Raw genomic sequence first — 19,558 nt, 5'->3', positions numbered from 1 at the left:
CCGATGCGGGGCCCCACAAGGACGGCAGCGGGGCTAGAGGCCCATGCCGGTGAAGGTGCGCTCCAGGGAGTCGGCGTACAGGCGGGCGCCGCCGATCTTCGGGTGGAACGACTGGGCGGACAGGCCGTAGCCCTTGAGGATCGGCCAGTCGTTGGACGGCTTGTCCGAGTCGACGAGCGTCTTGACGATGCCGTGCACCGACTCGGGGTCACCGCAGACGGCCTTGCCCGCGAAGTTCTGCTTCGGGTTGGAGAACCAGGCCTTGATGCCCTTGGCCTTGGCGTCGTCCACGGCGCCCTGCATCGCGGTCGCCAGCGTGTCGGCCACGCTGCCCAGCCAGTCCGAGGACGAGGCGGACAGACCGATCTGGCCGACGCCCGGGATCGTGATGCTCAGGCACTCGCCCCGGTTCTCGATCAGCGGCGGGTAACCCATCAGCGCGATCTTGGCGTTGGGGGCCTTCGCGGAGATCTCGGTGAGGACCTTGGTGATGTCCGGCCGGACGATCTCGTTGATGACGCCGACCGCGGCCTTCTCCAGCGGCTGGCCGATGAACTTGCGGTCCCGGCCGCCGACGGACTGGTCGACGTCGCCCTCCTCGAAGGTCTTGTCCTTGCAGTTGCCGCCGTTGAACGCGACCAGGCACTTCTGGATCACGTCCGCGAAGCGGGCGTCGTTGCCGCCGATGGAGATGGTGACCAGCGTGGTGTTCTGGTCCAGGTAGCCCTTGTCGATCTGCGGCTTCTCACCGCCGCTGGACTGCACCTCGCCGGCGTGCCACACGTTGTAGGTGCGGGCGCCGGAGCAGGCGATCAGGTGGTAGTCCATGGCGCTGCCGTAGCTGTCGGCCGAGGCGCCGATGGACTGCGAGCGGCCCGGGATCTTCGCCTGGCGCGACCACGCCTGGGTGGAGCGGTGGCAGGCGTTGCGGGTCTTGTCGTCCTGCTTGTCGAGGTAGTTGGTCTCCGGGTAGTAGTCCCGGTTGCCCTCGGACGCGCCCTCACCGGAGGAGTACGAGTCGCCCATGGCGACGACGAAGTCCTTCGGCTTGGCCGACAGCGGCTGGAAGGCCACCGAGTCCCACGCGATGTCCTCGTCGCCGGTGCCGTCGTCGGTGTCGGTGTCGAGGGTCACCGACGGGGTGCCGGTGAAGTTGAAGACGCCCAGGTCGACCCACTTGTTGGAGCGGATCCGCTGCGGGTGCACACGCACCGGCGACTTGGAGTCGGTGCCGCCGACCCGGTAGGCGGCCTGCCGGGTGTGGGCGCCGTGGTCCGGCATGTGCACGAAGACGCGCATCCAGCCGCGCTGGGTGCCGCTGAGCGTCCACTTGCCGGAGACGTGCAGCCGCTTGCCGTCGGCGGTGGCGAGCCAGCGGGTGTGGCCCAACCAGAAGTGATTGCCGTTGCCCGCGCCGATCTGGTGCAGGTCCATCTTGGACGGGTACTTGCCGCCCTCGCCCGCGAAGGTGAACTGGAACGAGCCCTTCGAGGCGACTGTGCAACTGCGTCCCGAAGTTCCCGCGGGAACGGTGCCGTTGGGCAGGTCGTCCACGATCAGGGACCCGGACGGCAGACCGGTGTTGCAGCGCGGCGGGTAGGAGTTCTCGTCCGGCTGCTCGGGGTAGGTGTCGTCGAACCGGTGGATCGGGTTGCCGCACCGGGCCTCGGTCGTGCAGTTCTTCCAGGCGACCCGCTCGTGCCACCAGCACTTCAGGTAGAGCGGGTTGTCGGTGTGCGGGTCACCGGGCAGCACGCACGGGCCCTTGTTGTCGTCGTTGGAGGCATCCTCGCTGATCCTCGACGGCACACAGTCGTTCTGCGGGCCGCAGAAGGTGAAGATGGGCGGCTTGGCCGAGGTACGGGCCGCGTCGCTGTTCCACCAGGCGCCCTTGTAGCCCGCCTGCATGTCACCCGGCTTGAACATGGCGGAGATCGGACGGGCGGCCCAGCCGATCACCTTCTCCTCGTAGGGCCAGTTCTGCGGTTTGGCCGCGTGGCTGTAGTCGTCCTTGCCCTCGGCGTTCTCCAGGAACGGGGTCCGGTTCTCCTTCCACAGCGGGTTGGCCGGGTTGTTGGTCCAGCCCACGCCCCACTTGCCGTTCTCCGGCGCCGACTTGGGGTGGTACCCCGAGTTGTACGCCCACAGCGCGTAGAACCAGTTCTCGATGTACTTCGGTTGGCCCTCGTTGATCTCCAGGCCGTCCTTGCGGGTGCTGTTCCACTTCTCGATGAGGATGTTGACACCCGCCGCGATGTTCGCCGCGTAGTCGAGGGCGACCGCCTCCTGCTGGGTGACGGTCTTGGTGTTGCTCTCGCCGTGGTTGGGCAGCCGCATGCCGTCGGTGACCTGCGTGATGCCGTAACCGCAGTCGGCCTTCGCGAAGTTGATCGCCCACGGGTCCTGCTGCTGGCCACTGGCCGCGTACTTGACGCCGTAGAAGTTGCCGATCAGCGAGTTGGCCGTGACACCGGGCACCGCGAGGCGGGTGGCCTGCCACATGTTGGACTCCTGCGCCGTGATGCCGAGCATCACCTGCGCGGGGACGTGCCAGTCCTCACCGGAGCCGCCGGCCAGCTTCGCCAGCGGGAACAGCGTCTGCGGCGCGTACGCCGCCATGCCGGTGTTCTTCCAGTTCGCCGGCCGCGTCGCGCCCTTGTTGAGCTTGCCGACGATGGCCTGGTCGACGGCCCACTCGACCTGGCGCGGGGTGGGCTGGAAGGCCTGCTTCTTGGGGTCGTTGCGCGGGACCGAGCAGTAACGGTCGGCCTCGACGGGGTCGTTGGCCGCGGCCCGCGTGGAGCGGCCCGGCTGCGCGCCCTGCGCGAGCAGCACCGGGCTGGTCTGCGTGCCCCGGGTGACCTCGCGCTGACCGCCGACCGGGTCGGAGCCGGGGGGAGCGTCCAGGACGACGGTCTTGCGGGTGTCCAGCGCCTTCACAGTGGTGCGGACGGTGCGGGCGTCGAGGGCCTCCTCGGGACGGATCCGGGAGTCCTTGCCGTCCGCCCAGCGGGAGGTGACGACGGCCTGGCCCCGGCTGGAGACCTGGGCGTCCTTGTCGATGCCGCCCGGGTTGCGCAGTACGCCGCCCGCCGCGCGCGTGGTGGAGGCCGCCTTGCCGGTGACGTACACCGTGCCCGCAGGGGTGGCGGTGAGGTCGAACTCGTCGAGCTTGCCCTTGGCCAGTCCGGCGGGCTTGCCGTGGCCGTCGGCCTTCTTGATCTGCGCCGCGCTGACCCGGGAGACCGTGGCCGTGTTCTCGGCCGCTACCGCGCCGCGGGTCTTCGCCGCCTTGGGGTCGGCGTCGATGAAGGTGACACCGCCCTCGGCGTCGGCCTTGAGCTGGAACGGCCATGCCTTGGTGGTGGCGATGTCCCGGGTCTTGCCGGCCTTGACGGCCACGATGTGGTTGCCCTCGGCGGCGACGATGCCCTGGTCGGTGGGCACCGCCGAGGTCACCTGGCCGGTGACCGTCTGCTTGGTGCCGACCTTGCCGGTCCGGGCGTCGACCGTGACGAGCCGGGTCTGGTTCTTCGCCGACCGGTCGTCGGTCAGCGCCGTGAAGACCGCCTCCTCGCCCTGGCCGCAGCCCGGGGAGAAGTAGCCGAGCGTGGCCTGGAACGGGAGCTTGGTGACCCGGCCGTCGGTCAGGTCGACGACGGCGGTGAACGCGCCGCGCGTCATCAGGTCGGGCTTGTTGGTGAAGGTGCGCGGCGCGTAGGCGACGGCCGCGTACTTGCCGGACTCGGTCAGACAGGCGTTGCCGATCCAGGAGTCGGTGTCGAAGCCGGACTCGGACAGGGTGGCCGCCGTCTTCCAGGCGTACCCCTGCTTCTCGTCCGCGACGAGGACATGGAAGCCGGTTCCGTCACCGGAGGTGGTGAAGGCCCGGTCGGAGGACTTGCGGTAGTCCTCGCCGAGGACGGCCGTACGCCGGTCGGCCGGGACGGCGGTCGGTTGGTCACCGGGCTTGGTGCCCGGGTCGTGGGCGGCCGGTGCCGACCAGCCCTTGGCTTCCCCCTGCGGGTTGGCCGCAGCGTATGCCTGCGTCGTGGCGACACCGGCGGACAGCGCCATGGTGAGGGCAGCCGTCACTGGTATCCGCACACGCCGCATCAGCGCGTTGCGTATCAACGTGAATTCTCTTCCTGCAGAGTTGAGCGTTCCCATTGCAAAGGGAACGCACGGCGCAGTCAGCTAAGGAGAGAGCGATGGTCTCGTGGGCTGGGTGAGCGCGTGGTCACCGGCCGCACTGGTCAGGATGCGGCCGTGCCGAGCACATAAATGTGGTGGGCGACAAGGTGACTCGCCGGGCAGCGCGAGACATAGCGCAGCAATCCCCCCGTGAGAAGCGCGCATTGGGAACCGATGTTCGGTTCAGTGGTCACCGGGAAAGTATCAGGTGCCACGATCCGTGTCATCCACAATTTTCACACCGTGCACACGCGTGACGCACGCCACGCCCGCCGAGTCTTCTCAAGGGGGCGTCGGCGAGTATGGTTTCGCTGACCACTCAACCGTCTGATGTGCAACTGCACACGTCCTGACGGGAATTCAAAGCTTCATAGGGGGAACCACCATGTCTCGTGCGCTCGTTCGCACGCTGGCCGCCGGCGCAGCGCTGCTCACCACCGCGTTCGTGACTCCCGCGGCCACCGCCGCCACACCCACCGTCGACGAGCTGCGCGTGCCGGGGACCACCGTGCAGTTCTCGCCGACCGCGTCCGCGCAGACCAAGACCCTCGCCGCACAGCACAAGGCGACCGTTCAGAGGGCCGCCGTCGAATGCGGCTCCGGCTACCGGCTGCACTTCGCCGAGCGTCTTCCCGACTCCCGCCGCTACGGCACCCTGTTCACCTATACCAAGTCCAACAGCCAGGGCTTCTCCGGCGCCTGCGCCGTGTTCGAGAACAACATGCCCGGCGGCATGAAGATGAAGCTCAAGCTCTGCCCGAACCGGGTCAACCCCACCTGCAAGGTCGACGAGGGCCTCTTCAACAGCTACGCGGGCCCGGTCAAGATCGAGGGCAGCCACTCCTACGTCTTCTGCTCGAAGGTGACGGCCATCATGTGGGACGGCATCGCCGGCCCCGCCATCATCGACGCCGTCCGCCGCGCCACCCCCTGCGACTGACCCTCCCGACGAGTTCGCAGGCACCCCGAACCGCCCGGTTGCCGCCGGTGAGATTCCCGGCGGCAACCGGCGTCCAAGCACGTCCGCAGGCCCACGCCCGCCCTCGCCCGCAGTACTCCCCGGGGAGTAGTCCGGCCGCCCCGCCGCCCTGGGCAGTACCCCCGAACTCGGCCTCCCGCCCGACGAACCGCCCCCTTTTCGCCGGGAGTCTGGAACCGACCCAGACACCCGGACCGGAGGGAGGCCCGTCAGATGGGGGCCGTAAGGACAGCTGTGCGGCTGGGGGTACCTCCCACGCCTTCAAGGCAGTGGGGGAGTGCCGTGCCCTGGCTCGTGCTCGGGCTGTGGATCGCCGTGCTCGTGATCGCCTCGCCGTTCGCGTCGAAGCTGGCGGACGTCCAGCGCGACCGTGCCATCGACTACCTGCCGGCGAGCGCCGACTCCACGCAGGCCGCCCAGATCCAGGACCGGTTGCCCGGTGGCGAGGCCACCGAGATGGTCGTCGTCTACCACCGCGACGGCGGACTGACCGCCGCCGACCGGGCCACCGCCGCCGGCCAGCTCGACCGGATCGCGAGCGCCCACCGGCTCACCGCCGAACCGCGGGGCATCCCGTCCCAGGACGGCACCACCCTGATGTACCCGGTGGCCAGCACCGAGCCCGGCCAGGACGAGAAGGCCCGCGACGAACTGGTCGACTCCGTACGGGACATCGCGCACGGCGGCGACGGGCTCGGCGTCGACGTCGGCGGTGCGGGAGCGCTCGCCACCGACGCGAGCGAGGTCTACAACTCGCTGGGCGGACCGCTGCTCTACACCACCGCGGGCGTCGTCGCGCTGCTGCTGATCATCATCTACCGCAGCCCGTTCCTGTGGCTGGTACCGCTCGCCGTCGCGGGCATGGCCGACTATCTGTCGATGGGCGTGGCCTACGGCCTCAACCAGGGGTTCGGCACCTCGGTCTCCGGCCAGAGCTCCGGCATCATGACGATCCTGGTGTTCGGCGCGGGCACCGACTACGCCCTGCTGCTCGTCTCGCGCTACCGGGAAGAACTACGGCGGATCGAGCGGCCCTACGACGCCATGGCCGCCGCCCTCAAGGGCTGCGGGCCCGCCGTGCTCGCCTCCTCGGGCACCGTCGCCGCCGGACTGCTCTGCCTGCTCGCCGCCGACCTCAACTCCACCCGGGGGATGGGCCCGCTCGGCACCGTCGGCGTGCTGTGCGCGCTGTTCGCCATGCTGACGCTGCTGCCCGCGATCCTCGTCCTGCTCGGCCGCCGCGTGTTCTGGCCGCTGGTGCCCCGCTACGGCAGCACGGTCAAGGCCCGCCGGTCCCTGTTCACGGCGATGGGCGGCTCCGCCGGACGCCGGCCCCGCACCGTCCTCGTGGGCGGCGCCGTCCTGCTGGGCGCGCTGGCCCTCGGAGTCCTGAACCTGCCCGGCAACCTCAAGCAGGAGGACTCCTTCACCAGCAAGCCCGATGCCGTCGCGGCCATGGAAACGCTCGCCACGGCCTACCCCGAACGCGGCACCCAGCCCATCAGCGTCATCACCCCGCAGGACCACGCCGCCGAGACGCTCACGGCGGTCCGCGGCACCCGGGGCGTCGACAGCGCGCAGGAAGGACGTACCGGAAACGGCTGGACCGAGATCTCCGTCATCGCCGCCGCACCACCCCAGTCCACCGGGGAGACCGCCACCATCGAGGCCCTGCGCGAGAAGCTCGACGGCTCATACGTCGGCGGGCCCAGCGCCCAGCAGATCGACCTGAAGGACACCAACGCCCGCGACCGCCTGGTCGTCGTGCCGATCGTGCTGCTGTCCGTGCTGCTGATCCTGATCGCCCTGCTGCGCTCGCTCGTCGCGCCGCTGATCCTGGTGGCGGCCGTGGTCGCGGTGTGGGGCGCGGCGCTCGGCATCGGCGGACTCGTCTTCGGACCGGTCTTCGGCTTCGAGGGCACCGACCCCGGACTCGGGCTGCTGTCCTTCGTGTTCCTGGTCGCCCTCGGCGTCGACTACGGCATCTTCCTGATGCACCGGATGCGCGAGGAGTGCCTCGGCGGCGCCGACCCGGCATCGGCCGCGCTCACCGCGCTGCGCACCACGGGCGGCGTCATCGCCTCCGCCGGCCTCGTCCTCGCCGCCACCTTCGCCGTGCTCACCAACATGCCGCTGGTGCCCCTCGTCGAGCTGGGCTTCGTCATCGCGGTGGGCGTCCTGCTCGACACGTTCCTGGTGCGCACGTACCTGGTGACCAGCGCGAGCGTGGCCCTGGGACGCAAGGTGTGGTGGCCGGGCCGGCTCTCCCGGGAACCCGACGGCCCCCGGCCGCCCGTCCCGCCGAGGCAGCCGCAGCCGGTGGCCGTCGACGTCCCCTGACCGACCGGCGTCCCTCCCTCCCGGAGGGGCGCCGCCGTCCCGGAAGATGAACCCCGTGCAGGCAACGACGACAGCGCAGCGGTCCCGTATCGGCGAGCGGGTCATGGCCGCGATCAACCGCGACCCCCTGACCGCCCCGCACCGCACCCGCAACGACGCACTGCTGGCCGTGGCATGGGCCGCCCTCGCCACGGTCACGGCCCTGCTCGGCGACCGGGAGCTGCGGCCCGACGCGCTCGGCTGGACCCTGCTGTTCGCCGCACACGTCCCCCTGGTGTGGCGGCGCCGCGGCCCACTGCTGGTGCTGCTCGCGGTGATGGTCTGCATCGCCCCGTACCACGCCCTGGAGAACAACCACGCCGCGCCCATCTTCGCGACCATGGTGGTGCTGTACACCGTCGCGGCGACCGGCACGGTGCGCCGCACCCTGCTCACCGGCACCGCCGTACTCGGCGTGACACTGCTGCTCAACGCCGTCACCAACCCCGACGGGACGGCGGAGCTCCTGCGGATCTCCGGCTGGGTCTTCGCGTTCCTCTTCTGCGGCATCGACGTCCGCTACTACCGCCAGTTCGTCGCCGCCATCGTCGAACGCGCCGAACGCGCCGAACGGACCCGCGAGGAGGAGGCCCGCCGCCGAGTCGCCGAGGAACGCCTGCGCATCGCCCGCGACCTGCACGACCTGCTCGCACACAGCATCACCCTCATCGGCGTGCAGACGTCGGTGGCCGCGCATGTGCTGGCGGCGGACCCGGAGCGGCTGGACCGCGAGACGGTCGCGAAGTCCCTCGACGACATCGCCGAGACCTGCCGCACGGCGCGCGGCGAGCTGCGTACGACGCTGGACGTACTGCGCGAACAGGGCCCGGCGGGCCAGGCACGCGGCCCACTGCCCGGGCTCGACGGAGTACCCGACCTGGTGGAGACGGCACGGCTGGCCGGAGCGCGGGTGGAGTCGGCGATACGGGTGCGGGAGGCACCGCCCGCCGTGGGCGCGGCCGCCTACCGGATCGTGCAGGAGGCGCTGACGAACGTCGTACGGCACGCGGGGCCGGAACCGGCGGTGCGGGTGGAACTGTACGAGGAGCAGGGGGCGCTGCGGGTGTGGGTCACGGACGACGGATGCGGCGCCGACCCCACGCCTGATTCCACCCCCGACCCCACCCCCACCCCCGACCCCGCCCTCGCCGCCGCCTTCGATCTGCAGAGTCCCGGCTACGGCCTGGTCGGGATGCGTGAACGGGCTCGCAGCGTGGGTGGCACACTCGACGCCGGACCACGAGACGAGGGGGGCTTCGAGGTGAGGGCCGTACTGCCCACCGGGACGGACCGGGGAGACGAGCGATGATCCGCGTGCTGCTCGCGGACGACCAGACGCTCGTGCGGGAGGCGTTCGCCATGCTGGTCGAGTCGGCCCCGGACATGGAGGTCGTCGGCCAGGCGGGCACCGGCCGGCAAGCCGTGGAGCTGGCCCGCAGCGTCCGAGCCGACCTGGTCGTGATGGACATCCGCATGCCCGACCTGGACGGCATCGGGGCGACGCGGCTGATCGCGGCGGAGGAGGACCTGGCCGGGGTGCGGGTCCTGGTCCTCACCACCTACGACACCGACGAGAACATCGTGGACGCGCTGCGCGCCGGTGCCTCCGGGTTCCTGGTGAAGGACACCCGCCCGGCCGAACTCCTCGACGCGATCCGCACGGTGGCGGCGGGGGAGTCGTTGCTGTCGCCCGGCCCGACGGCACGGCTGATCGAGCGGTTCCTCCGCAGCCCCTCCGCACCCACCGCCGACGGACCCGAATGTCTGTCCGAACGGGAACGCGAAGTGCTGACGCTGGTCGCGCGCGGCCTCAACAACACGGAGATCGCCGAAGCGTTGGGACTCAGTCCGCTCACGGCCAAGACCCATGTCAGCCGCATCATGGGCAAGTTGGGGGCGCGGGACCGGGCGCAGTTGGTCATCGTGGCGTATGAGTCAGGAATGGTGACACCGGGGAGCGTCTCTGATCAGCTGAGTGATCCTTTGTGATCCCCAGCTTGTGGGATCGGCTGGATCGTTTCCCATCGTGGTGGGGTCGCGTGGGCGTGCAGGTGGAATCCTGCGCCCAATGCTGCCCCTCGTGGCCGGTGTTGGCTGGATGGGGGTCCCTCTGGACGGAGTCTGGGGGAGGGCGTGCTGATCGTCTCACGCCCTGGTGCCGGTGGGCTGCGCGAGGCAGCTTCGTCCGGCTCGTGTGAGCGTGTCCCTCCGGACGCTTGCCCGCCTGACCTGAGAGGCCGGTGGGGGAGGGTGCCCTGCGTCGCCTGGGTGCGGGGCGTGTGGTTCGGCGCCGGGTGGCCCCGGTCTTCGATCGGTCCTTCCGGCGGGTCTCGGTGGTGGTCCGTTCGACCACGGCTCGGGCTTCGAGCTTGTCGACCACGCCGCGGATGACCATCGCCCCGCCGGCCCGGTCGGTGACGGTCCTGGCCTGGTGGGTGAGGCCGCGTGCGGCGATGAGTTGCCACGCGCCCGTGTCGGGTCCCCCGCCCGCAGCAGACCACGGGCGCAGGCCGTGCGGGCGGTCTCCCCCTCGCCGAGCGGCAGCCTCCTGCTCACCGATACCTCTCCCCCAGTCGTGGTGCTGTCATCCGATCAACGACACGACTGCGGATAGGTCACACATTCGGTGTGCGCACTTCTATGCGATCGGCAGACGACACATCGCCACACATCGCTACAGATCCCGATGGGGAAGTGTGAGCCTGTGACGGACCGGTCAATGTCTGACCCTCCGTCAAAGGAGACCGATGACCATCCTGAGCCGCACACTCAGTCGTACGTTCCTAGTCACCGCAGTACTCCTGACCACGCCCCTCGCGACGGCCGGCAACGCGTCGGCGGGCGACGCGGACACCGGCTGCACGTCCTCCGTCCCCTATGTCTCGGGGCAGGGCGGCTTCGACGCGTACCGCATCCCGGCGACGATCACGACGGCGCGCGGCACGGTCCTGGCCTTCGCCGAGGGCCGGCACGACGGTGCCGGGGACACCGGCGACATCGATGTCGTCCTCAGACGTTCCACCGACGGCGGCTGCACCTGGGGTCCCATGTCCGTGGTCGCCGCCGGTGACGGGGACACCCGGGGCAATCCGGCGCCGGTGGTCGACCCGCGCACGGGTGCGGTCGTGCTGGTCACCTCCTACAACAGCGGTGCTGTGTCGGAGGGGGAGATCATGCGGGGGGAGGTGACGGCGGAGGAGAGCCGGCGGGTGTTCGTGCAGCGGAGCCTGGACGACGGCCGGTACTTCACGCGTCCGCGGGACATCACACGGCAGGTGAAGCCGGCCGGCTGGCGTTGGTATGCGACGGGGCCGGGCCACGCGGTGGCGTTGAGCCGGGGCTCGCACGCGGGCCGGCTGGTGATCCCGTCGAACCACTCGGCGGCACCGGCGCCGGGTTCCCAGGACACCGGTCAGGAGCCGAGATACTACGGCGCCCACGCCATCTACAGCGACAACGGGGGCCTGACCTGGCGGGTGGGCTTCGTGGACGACAACTACGACGGCCGCGACAACGCCAACGAGTCCACGGCCGCCGAACTCCCCGACGGCAGGGTGTACTTCAACTCCCGCGACCAGCTCGGCACGAGCGCGGGCAACCGGCTGGACGCCCATTCCAGCGACGGTGCCGCGACCCTGGACCGCCCGTACACCGTCCAGCCCACCCTGAACGACGTCCCCGTGGTGGAGGGAAGCGTCCTCCAACTACCGGGCGCCGACGCCCCGTTGCTGTTCTCCGGCCCGTCCGTCCCCACCGCCCGCCAGTCGATGGCGGTGTGGCGCAGCACGGACGGCGGAGCGACCTTCGCGAAGGCGCTGACGCTGTCTCAGCAGCGGGCGGCGTACTCCGACCTGGTGCCGCTCGGCCGGAGCGCGGTCGGGATCCTGTACGAGACAGGGGTGGCGGGGCCGTACGAGTCGATCGAGTTCCGCCGGTTGCAGGTGGGTGACCTGTCCTAGTCCTGGCGCCCCGCCAAGGGGCTCCGCCCCCTGGACCCCCGAGCCTTTGCCCACCCACCACCCGTCTCGGTCTCTCAAGAGGCCGGCCTTGAGGTTCTCAGCCCGTCCGGCGTTTGAGGACGAGGCCCCTTCAGGGTCGAAGCGGGGGTCCGGGGGCAGCCCTCAGCGGGGTGGAAGGGGCGGAGCCCCTTCAGGATGGGACGGGTAGGAGCGGCGGGGGCGAGAAACGCCTACAGCAAGCCCGCTCCGGCCAGAAACTTTCCCACCCGCTCCACCTCTTCCGGCGACAGCGGCACCTGGGGCTCCGCCGTCGCCGCGCAGTCGATGACGCCCCGCAGCTGCAGCGCCGCCTTGAAGGCACCCAGCGCCGACGAGCCGCCCCCCATCCGCCCGGGGTCCCCGACCCCCACCAGGCCGAACAGGGCACACAGGCGTTCCTGTTCGGCCCGCGCGGACTCCCAGTCGCCGGCCCGGCACAGGCGGTCGAGGCGGACGTACCCCGCGGGGTCGACGTTGGCGAGTCCGGGCACCGCCCCGTCGGCCCCGACGGCGAGCGCCGCGTCGGTGATGAGTTCCGAGCCGGTCAGCACGCTGAAGCCGGTGATGTCGGGCCGGTTGCGGGCGCCGACCACGACCGTACGGAAACCGGCGAGATCGCCGCTGGAGTCCTTCAGGCCGGCCAGCACCCCCTCGGCGGCCAGGTCCAGGATCACCTCGGCGGGGAGCTTGGTGTGGACGGAGACCGGGAGGTCGTACGCCACCACCGGCACCGGGGACGCCGCCGCGATCAGCCGGTAGTGGCGGGCGATCTCGGCCGGATGGGTCCGGGCGTAGAAGGGGGCCGTCGCCACGACCGCGTCCGCCCCGGCGGCGGTGACCTCGCGCACATGGTCCAGCACCCGCGGCGTCGTCATGTCGATCACCCCCGCCAGTACCGGCAGCCGGCCCCCCACGTGCCCCGTCACCGCCTCCACCACGACCCTGCGCTGCCGGTCCGTCAGATACGCCGCCTCCGACGTCGAACCCAGCACGAACAGCCCGTGCACCCCGCCCTCCACCAGGTGGTCGACCAGCCTGAGCAGGGACGGGACGTCCACCTCGCGGTCCGGTGTCAGGGGCGTGCAGACGGGCGGGACGACACCGGTGAGCGGGGTGGGGATCATGATCAGGGCTCCCTGGAACTGTGACTCTGTCGTACGAGGTCGCGCGTGGCTTCGCCCTCCTCCACTGGATGGTGACACCTGTAACGGTGCTCGGGGCTCGACGTGGCCGAGAAGTCCGGCATCACCTCCGCGCATACCCCGTCCGCCTTCCAGCACCGCGTCCGGAAGGGGCATCCGCTCGGCGGTCGCGTCGCCGACGGGACCGGACCGATCAGCGGGATCGGGTCGATGGGGTCCAGCAGGCCGGGAGTGGCGGAGAACAGGGCGCGGGTGTACGGGTGCCGGGAGCCGTCGGTGACACCGGCTGCCGGGGCCTCCTCGACGATCCGGCCCAGGTACATCGTGATCACGCGGTCGCTCATCCGCCGTACCGTCTGGATGTCGTGCGAGACGAACACCAGGGCCAGGCCCAGCCGCTCCTTCAGGTCCAGGAGGAGGTTCAGGATCTGGGCGCGGACCGACACGTCCAGCGCGCTCGTCGGCTCGTCGGCCACCACCAGGTCGGGGTCCAGGGCCAGCGCGCGGGCGATGGCGACGCGCTGGCGCTGACCGCCCGACAGCTGGCCCGGCAGCGCGTCGGCCAGGACCTTGGGCAGGCCCACCAGGGACATCAACTCCCGTACCCGGTCCTCACGTTCGCGCCTGCTGCCGCGCTCGTGCACGTCCAGCGGGTCCCGCAGCACCTGCCGGATCGGCAGGCGGCGGTTCAGAGCCGTCGACGGGTCCTGGAAGATCATCCCGGTTCCGGCGCCGACCGCCGTCCGGCGCTCGGCCGGGCTCATGGTCCACAGGTCCCGCCCCCGCAGGGCCACGGTCCCGGACGTCGGCCGCTGCACCCCGACCAGCACCTTCGCCAGCGTCGACTTGCCGCACCCCGACTCCCCGACCACACCGACCGTCTCGCCGGGCGCGATGACCAGATCGGCGCCGGTCAGGGCGTACACCTTGTCCCGCGTGAACAGCCCACCGCTGCGCGCCTTGTGCACGACGTGCGCGTCCGACAGTTTCACCAGCGCGTTCACTTGCGCTTGGCTCGCGGTGCTCGCGCCGGTCATTGCGGCCGACCTGCCTTTCTGCTGGGGGTCCGGGGGTTATCCCCCGGGAGAATGCAGCCGGAGCGATCCGTCGGCGCCAGGACGATCGCCGGGTGATGGCAGGCCGCCGTGTGTGTCGGGGGACCCAGCAGGTCGGGTGCCGTCGTGCGGCACACCTCGCTCGCCAGCGGGCACCGGTCCGCGAAGCGGCAGCCCGCGGGGAAGTCCGCGGGGGACGGGACCACGCCCTTGATCTGCGTCATCCGATCCTGTGCCGACTCCAGGGACAGCACACTGCCCAGCAGTCCGCGCGTGTAGTGATGCGCCGGTGCCTCCACCAGGTCGGCGGTCACGCCCGTCTCCACGATCTGGCCGCCGTACATCACGACCACCCGGTCGGTGACGTCCGCGACCAGCGCGAGGTCGTGCGAGACCAGGACCAGGGAGAAACCCAGCTCCTCCCGCAGCCTCAGCAGCAGCTCTATGATCTGCGCCTGCACCGTGACGTCCAGCGCGGTCGTCGGCTCGTCGGCGACGATCAGCCTGGGGTCGCGGGACAGGGCCATGGCGATCAGGACGCGCTGGCGCTGGCCGCCGGAGAGTTCGTGCGGGTAGCTGGGCAGGGTGCGTTCCGGGTCCAGGCCGACCAGGGTGAGCAGTTCCTGGGGGCTGTGCCGGCCTCCGCGGCGTACGACCTGCTTGAGCTGGGCTCGGATCGTCATCGCCGGGTTCAGGGACGACAGGGCGTCCTGGTAGATCATCGCCATCTCGTGGCCCAGCAGCTTGCGGCGGACCCGCATCGGCTCGCCCACCAGCTGCCGCTGGTTGAACCGGACATGGCCGCGCACCCGGGCGCCCTTCGGCTCCAGGCCCATCACCGCGAGCGCGGTCAGCGACTTCCCGCAGCCCGACTCCCCGACCAGCCCCAGCACCTCACCGGGCTGCACCTCGAAGCTGATGCCGTCGACGATGTCCACGCCGCGATGGCGGCCCTCGAACCCGATCGCCAGGTTCTCCACGGCCAGCATCGGCTGCAGCCCCCCGGGCAGCGGACGGGCCCGTGACCGCAGCCGGGCCGCCGCCTCCGTCAGGCCCGGCAGCTGAAGCACCTCGCCGCTGCCCGGTTCCGGTGCCTCCAGCCGGTCGTGATGGTCCTGCACGTCGACCTCGCGCGCCGACGGTGCCGCCCACGCGTCCGACACGCCCTCGGAGAGGATGTTCAGCGAGAGCACCGTCACCAGCATCAGCAGACCGGGGAAGACGGTCGCCCACCAGCCGCCGGTCAGCACCAGGTTCTTGCCGTCCGCGATGACACTGCCCCAGGAGGGGTCCGGCGGCCGGACGCCCGCGCCGATGAAGGACAGCGACGCCTCGAAGACGATCGCCTCCGCCACCTGGACGGTGCAGAACACCAGCACCGGGGCGGCGCAGTTGATCGCCACGTGCCTGACGACGATGTGCGGGGTGCGGGCGCCGATGACCCGTTCGGCCGTGACGTAGTCCTCCCCGTACTGGTCCAGCACATTCGCCCGTACGACCCTGGCCACCGGCGGCGTGAACAGGAACGCGATCGCGCAGATCAGGACCGTGATGCCACCACCGAAGACGGCGACGAGCACGGCGGCCAGCGCGATGCCCGGGAACGCCATCACCACGTCCAGGCAGCGCATCAGCGTCTCGTCGACCGCCTTGCGCGAGGTCGCCGCGATCGCGCCGATCAGCGCACCGACCACCAGCGCCAGCCCGGTCGCCCCGAGCCCGATCGCCAGCGACCAGCGGGCGCCGTACATCAGCCGGCTGAGGATGTCCCGGCCGAGGCTGTCCTGGCCCATCCAGTGCTCGGCGGACGGATGGCCCGTGCCGTCGACAGGCGGCTGCTGGTCGAGCGGGTCGTGCGGGGCGAGGACCGGGGCGAACAGGGCCATCAGGACCACGACGGCCAGGAAGCAGACGGCCACCTTCGACAGCGTCGGCAGCTTGTGCCAGCCGCGCAGACGGATGCCGGGCCGGGACAGCGCCTCGGCCAGGCGCTTGCGGTTGAACGTCACGTCGCCTCCCGCAGGCGCGGGTTGACCAGCAGATACAGGATGTCGATGACGAGGTTGACGACGACGAAGCCGATCGCCGTGGTGATGACGACGCCCTGGACGACCGCCGGGTCACCGTTCTTCACCGCGTCGATCATCAGCTTCCCCATTCCGGGGAGGGAGAAGATCGTCTCGATGACGACGGCGCCGCCGAGGAGGTAGCCGACGCGCAGTCCTAGGACGGTCAGCGGGTTGATGAGGGCGTTGCGCAGCACGTTCCGGCCGACGACGACCCGCGGCGGCAGCCCGCTCCCGATCGCCGTACGGACGTAGTCCTTGTCCAGCTCCTCCACCACCGACGTCCGCACGATCCGCGTCAGCTGCGCCGCCACCGGCAGCGACAGCGCGAGGGCGGGCAGGGTCATCGTCTTCAGCCAGCCCGTGAAGGAGTCGGCCGGGTTGATGTAGCCGCCGGTCGGGAACCAGCCGAGGTCGACGGCGAGGTACTGGATCATCAGCAGTGCCAGCCAGAAGGCGGGCGCGGCGACCCCGGTGAGGGAGACGACGCGGATGATCTGGTCGGGCAGCCGGTCGCGGTAGATGGCCGCCGTCACGCCGCCGAGCAGCGACAGGACGACCGCGATGCCCAGGCCCAGGAAGGTGAGCTGGATGGTCAGCGGCAGCGCGGTCATGACCTGGTCGACGACCGGCGCCCGGGTCAGGGCGCTGGTGCCCATGTCGCCGTGGACCAGATCGCCGACGAAGGCGGCGTAGCGGACGGGGAGCGGATCCAGCAGGCCGTTCTCCTCGCGGAAGTCGTGCAGCTGCTGGGGCGTCGGGTTGGCGCCCTGGAAGAACGCGGACGCCGGATCGACGTCCGAGAACCGCATGACCAGGAACACGAACAGCACGATGCCGAGCATCAGCGGCACGAGCAGCAGGATGCGACGGGCCAGGATCCTGACGACGGTGACCACAGAGGGACTCCCAGGGCCCCTAGGCCCACTTGGCCTGGAGGAGGTTGATGCCGGGGTACGGCTGTGCCCTTATCCCGGTGAGCTGGTCGGGGTTCCAGGCCGTCATCAGCTCGTTGTGGACGACCGGGTAGAGCACGGCCTGTTCGGCGACGACGTCGATGTAGTCCTGGACCATCGCCTTCTTCTTCTCGGCGTCCGGCTCCCGGGTCGCCCGGTCCATGTCCTTGAAGAGCGCCTTGGCGACGGAGTTGTCGGCCCACCGCGTGTACTGCATCCACAGGTTCTCGGGGCCGTAGTTGTAATGCATGATCAGGTCGGCGTCGAGGCCGAACTGGTTGGGGTTCGAGGCGGCGGCGACCACCTGGTAGTCCTGCTTCTGGTCCATCTTGGTGAAGACGGCCGTCGTCTCCTGCGGGGAGAGGGTCGTCTTGACGCCGATCGCGTCCCAGGAGGACTTGATGGTCGGCAGACAGTCCACGATCCAGCTCACGTTGACGGCCAGGATCTCGATCTCCAGCCCGCTGACCCCGGCCGCCTTCAGCAGCGCCTTCGCCTTGTCGGGGTCGTGGTCGTAGACGCTCTTGGCGCGCCGGTAGCTGGGGTTGGACTCGTTGAGGAACGACGACGACGGCTTCCCGTGGCCCTTCAGCGCCACCTCGATCATCTTGTCCCTGTCGATGGCGTAGTGCAGGGCCTGGCGGACCCGGACGTCGTCGAAGGGCTTGTGCTTGGTGTTGAACATCAGGAAGAGGTTGTTCATCCCGGCGCCGCCCGCGACCGTCAGCCCGCCGTTCTCCAGCTGCTGGATGTTGGCGTACGGGATGTTGTCGGAGATCTGCGCACCCGCGCTGGCGCCCGAGACCCGGGCCACGCGCGGGGCCGCCTCCACGATCGTCAGCCAGTTCATCTTCTTGAAGGCGGGCTTGCGCGGGCCGTTGTAGTCGGTGAACGCCTCGAAGGTGGTGTTGGACTTCGGGTGGTGCGCGGTCTGCCGGTACGGCCCCGAACCGATCGCCTTGCCCGCGATGGCGTCCTCCCAGGCACCCGGCTGGGAGAACACGTGCTTGGGCATGATCTTGGCGAGGGTGAGCCGCGAAAGCCCGTCCGGGAAGGGGAACTTCAGCACCAGCTCGACGTTCTGCGCGTCGACCTTCCGCACTTCCTTGAGCCAGCTCGCGAAGAAGCCCTTGGCGAGGGTCTGGGTCTTCGGGTCGAGGATCCGGTCGAAGACGAAGACGACGTCGTCGGCGGTGACCGGCTTGCCGTCGTGGAACCTCGCCCCCGCGCGCAGGGTGAACTTCCAGGTCGTGGCGTTCGGGTCGGCCGGCATCTGGGTGGCGAGCGCGGCGTAGGGCTCGCGCGAGATCGGGTCGGTGTCCAGCAGCCCCTCGTAGATGTGGTTGTTGGCGGCCATGCAGAAGGCGGACGCCGTCTGGGTGGGGTCCCAGCTGCCGTCGTTGCCGTAGCCGATCACCGCGGTGAGGGTCCGGTTCTGGCCACCGCCCCCGCCGGTCTCGTTCGTGGACTCCGGCCCCGACGAACAGGCCGACAGCGATGCGGAGACGGCTGCGGCCGCGCCCAGCGCGCCGGTGTACTTCAGGAACGACCGGCGGTGCAGCGCCGGCACGTCGTGGGTCACGTCGCGCACGGTTCCTCCAGGCGTGGGTGGTGTGCTCCGGCGATGAGGGTGTGAGGAGAGGCGAAGGGTGATGCGAGGAGATACGACGTCCTACGTCCTGACGGTCAGCGCGACCATAGGTGGGGCAATGAGGGCGGTCAAGGGATCTCACACGAATGGCGCATCTGCCACAGGTCGGACCAATGGCGCTGTGAAATGGCGAGAGTTGACCCCTCGTCAGGTGCATATCCGGCGGACATGGGACGTGGGACGTCCGGGTGCGCGTACGATGCGCCGCATGCCCGGGCAGCCCAGGAACAGCCGTACGTCCGAGGAGTCCAGGAACAGCCGGATCCAGCGCCAGGTCATGCAGCTGATCATCGACCGCAGGCTGCAGGCCGGTGCGCTGCTGCCCACCGAGGCGGAGCTGATGGGGGACCTCGGGGTCAGCCGCAACTCCGTGCGCGAGGCGCTCAAGGCGCTGCAGGCCCTCGACATCGTGGAGATCAGACACGGCTACGGCACATACGTCGGCCAGGCGTCGCTCACCCCGCTGATCGACGGGCTGACCTTCCGGACGCTCGCCCGGCACGATCACGACGACTCGGGGGCGCTGGCGGAGATCCTTCAGGTGCGGGAGGTGCTGGAGGAGGGGCTGATCCGGCGGGTGGCGGCGGCGGTGACGGAGGCGGAGCTGGATCGGTTGGAGGGGGTGGTGGCGCGGATGGAGGCGGAGGGGAGGGCGGGCCGTTCGTTCCCCGAACTCGACCGTGAATTCCACGAGTTGCTGTACGCCTCGCTCGGCAACGACCTCGTTCCGCAGCTGCTGAGTGCCTTCTGGACGGTCTTCCGCCGGGTCGCCGGCGCGCGCGGCCGCGCCGCCGATCCGTCCCCCGACCTCACCGCGCGCCGCCACCGTGACATCGTGACCGCTCTGCGTGCGGGGGACGTGGAGGGGGCGCAGCGGGCGATGGCGGTCCATTTCCGGGGGATCGCCGCGCGGGCGGGGCGCCCGGCTGCCGGCTGACCTCACATTTGTCCTCGCCCCCGCCGCCCCTACCCGTCCCATCCCTGGGGGCTGCCGCCCCCAGACCCCCGCTTCGGCCCTGAAGGGGCCTCGTCCTCAAACGCCGGACGGGCTGAAAAGCGGTGAACACAGCCTCTCCGGCGTTTGAGGAGCGGGGGTCCAGGGGGCGGAGCCCCCTGGGAGCGGGGTTGAAGGGGCGGC

At 70.4% G+C, this 19,558-nt stretch carries 12 protein-coding genes; 6 read left to right on the top strand and 6 right to left on the bottom strand.

Going from position 1 to position 19,558, the window contains the following annotated elements:
- Positions 1-33: 33 nt before the first annotated feature.
- Entirely contained in the window at positions 34-4,134 is a 4,101-nt protein-coding gene (locus POF73_RS04445) for an SGNH/GDSL hydrolase family protein (protein WP_272113105.1), read from the bottom strand.
- A gap of 445 nt (positions 4,135-4,579) precedes the next feature.
- Here POF73_RS04445 and POF73_RS04440 point away from each other — a divergent pair, with 445 nt between their 5' ends.
- The 5 genes from POF73_RS04440 to POF73_RS04420 all read left to right on the top strand — a co-directional run bounded on the left by POF73_RS04440 (position 4,580) and on the right by POF73_RS04420 (position 11,511).
- A complete protein-coding gene (locus POF73_RS04440) occupies positions 4,580-5,134 on the top strand; it encodes a hypothetical protein (RefSeq protein WP_272113104.1) in 555 nt (184 codons plus the stop codon).
- 321 nt (positions 5,135-5,455) lie between these two features.
- Positions 5,456-7,513, top strand: a complete 2,058-nt coding sequence (locus POF73_RS04435; protein WP_272113103.1) for an MMPL family transporter — start codon at positions 5,456-5,458, stop codon at positions 7,511-7,513.
- A gap of 46 nt (positions 7,514-7,559) precedes the next feature.
- Complete coding sequence (locus POF73_RS04430) at positions 7,560-8,861, top strand: sensor histidine kinase (RefSeq protein ID WP_272113102.1); 1,302 nt, start codon at positions 7,560-7,562, stop codon at positions 8,859-8,861.
- Positions 8,858-9,541 carry a response regulator gene (locus POF73_RS04425; RefSeq protein WP_272113101.1) on the top strand — a complete coding sequence of 228 codons (684 nt, stop codon included), beginning with the start codon at positions 8,858-8,860 and terminating at the stop codon, positions 9,539-9,541. The genes POF73_RS04430 and POF73_RS04425 overlap by 4 nt, the downstream gene beginning before the upstream one ends.
- A gap of 758 nt (positions 9,542-10,299) precedes the next feature.
- Positions 10,300-11,511 (top strand): sialidase family protein, encoded by a 1,212-nt coding sequence (locus POF73_RS04420; RefSeq protein WP_272113100.1) that lies wholly within the window; start codon positions 10,300-10,302, stop codon positions 11,509-11,511.
- Between the two features lie 230 nt (positions 11,512-11,741).
- Here POF73_RS04420 and POF73_RS04415 read toward each other — a convergent pair whose 3' ends face one another.
- The 5 genes from POF73_RS04415 to POF73_RS04395 are packed head-to-tail and all read right to left on the bottom strand — an operon-like array spanning position 11,742 to position 18,360.
- Positions 11,742-12,677, bottom strand: a complete 936-nt coding sequence (locus tag POF73_RS04415) for a dihydrodipicolinate synthase family protein (RefSeq protein WP_272113197.1) — start codon at positions 12,675-12,677, stop codon at positions 11,742-11,744.
- Positions 12,677-13,696, bottom strand: coding sequence for an oligopeptide/dipeptide ABC transporter ATP-binding protein (locus POF73_RS04410; RefSeq protein ID WP_272113099.1), 1,020 nt, complete (start codon positions 13,694-13,696; stop codon positions 12,677-12,679). Before POF73_RS04410 ends, POF73_RS04415 begins: the two co-directional genes overlap by 1 nt.
- Positions 13,697-13,725: 29 nt before the next feature.
- Complete coding sequence (locus POF73_RS04405; protein ID WP_272113098.1) at positions 13,726-15,756, bottom strand: dipeptide/oligopeptide/nickel ABC transporter permease/ATP-binding protein; 2,031 nt, start codon at positions 15,754-15,756, stop codon at positions 13,726-13,728.
- The gene (locus POF73_RS04400; RefSeq protein WP_272113097.1) at positions 15,753-16,712 is read right to left on the bottom strand and encodes an ABC transporter permease; all 960 of its coding nucleotides are present in this window, start codon (positions 16,710-16,712) and stop codon (positions 15,753-15,755) included. The genes POF73_RS04405 and POF73_RS04400 overlap by 4 nt, the downstream gene beginning before the upstream one ends.
- 19 nt (positions 16,713-16,731) lie before the next feature.
- Positions 16,732-18,360 (bottom strand): ABC transporter substrate-binding protein, encoded by a 1,629-nt coding sequence (locus POF73_RS04395; protein WP_272113096.1) that lies wholly within the window; start codon positions 18,358-18,360, stop codon positions 16,732-16,734.
- A 268-nt stretch (positions 18,361-18,628) separates the two neighbouring features.
- Here POF73_RS04395 and POF73_RS04390 point away from each other — a divergent pair, with 268 nt between their 5' ends.
- Positions 18,629-19,357, top strand: a complete 729-nt coding sequence (locus POF73_RS04390; RefSeq protein WP_272113095.1) for a FadR/GntR family transcriptional regulator — start codon at positions 18,629-18,631, stop codon at positions 19,355-19,357.
- The last annotated feature ends 201 nt before the right edge of the window (positions 19,358-19,558 follow it).

Source organism: Streptomyces sp. HD, from assembly GCF_028369295.1.
GTDB lineage: Bacteria > Actinomycetota > Actinomycetes > Streptomycetales > Streptomycetaceae > Streptomyces.
This window is presented reverse-complemented; position numbering and strand designations above follow the sequence as displayed.

Excerpts from the sequence above, each read along its gene's own strand:
- POF73_RS04440 (WP_272113104.1), top strand. The coding sequence starts at position 4,580 with ATGTCTCGTGCGCTCGTTCGCACGCTGGCCGCCGGCGCAGCGCTGCTC.
- POF73_RS04425 (WP_272113101.1), top strand. The coding sequence starts at position 8,858 with ATGATCCGCGTGCTGCTCGCGGACGACCAGACGCTCGTGCGGGAGGCG.
- POF73_RS04430 (WP_272113102.1), top strand. The coding sequence starts at position 7,560 with ATGAACCCCGTGCAGGCAACGACGACAGCGCAGCGGTCCCGTATCGGC.
- POF73_RS04420 (WP_272113100.1), top strand. The coding sequence starts at position 10,300 with ATGACCATCCTGAGCCGCACACTCAGTCGTACGTTCCTAGTCACCGCA.
- POF73_RS04390 (WP_272113095.1), top strand. The coding sequence starts at position 18,629 with ATGCCCGGGCAGCCCAGGAACAGCCGTACGTCCGAGGAGTCCAGGAAC.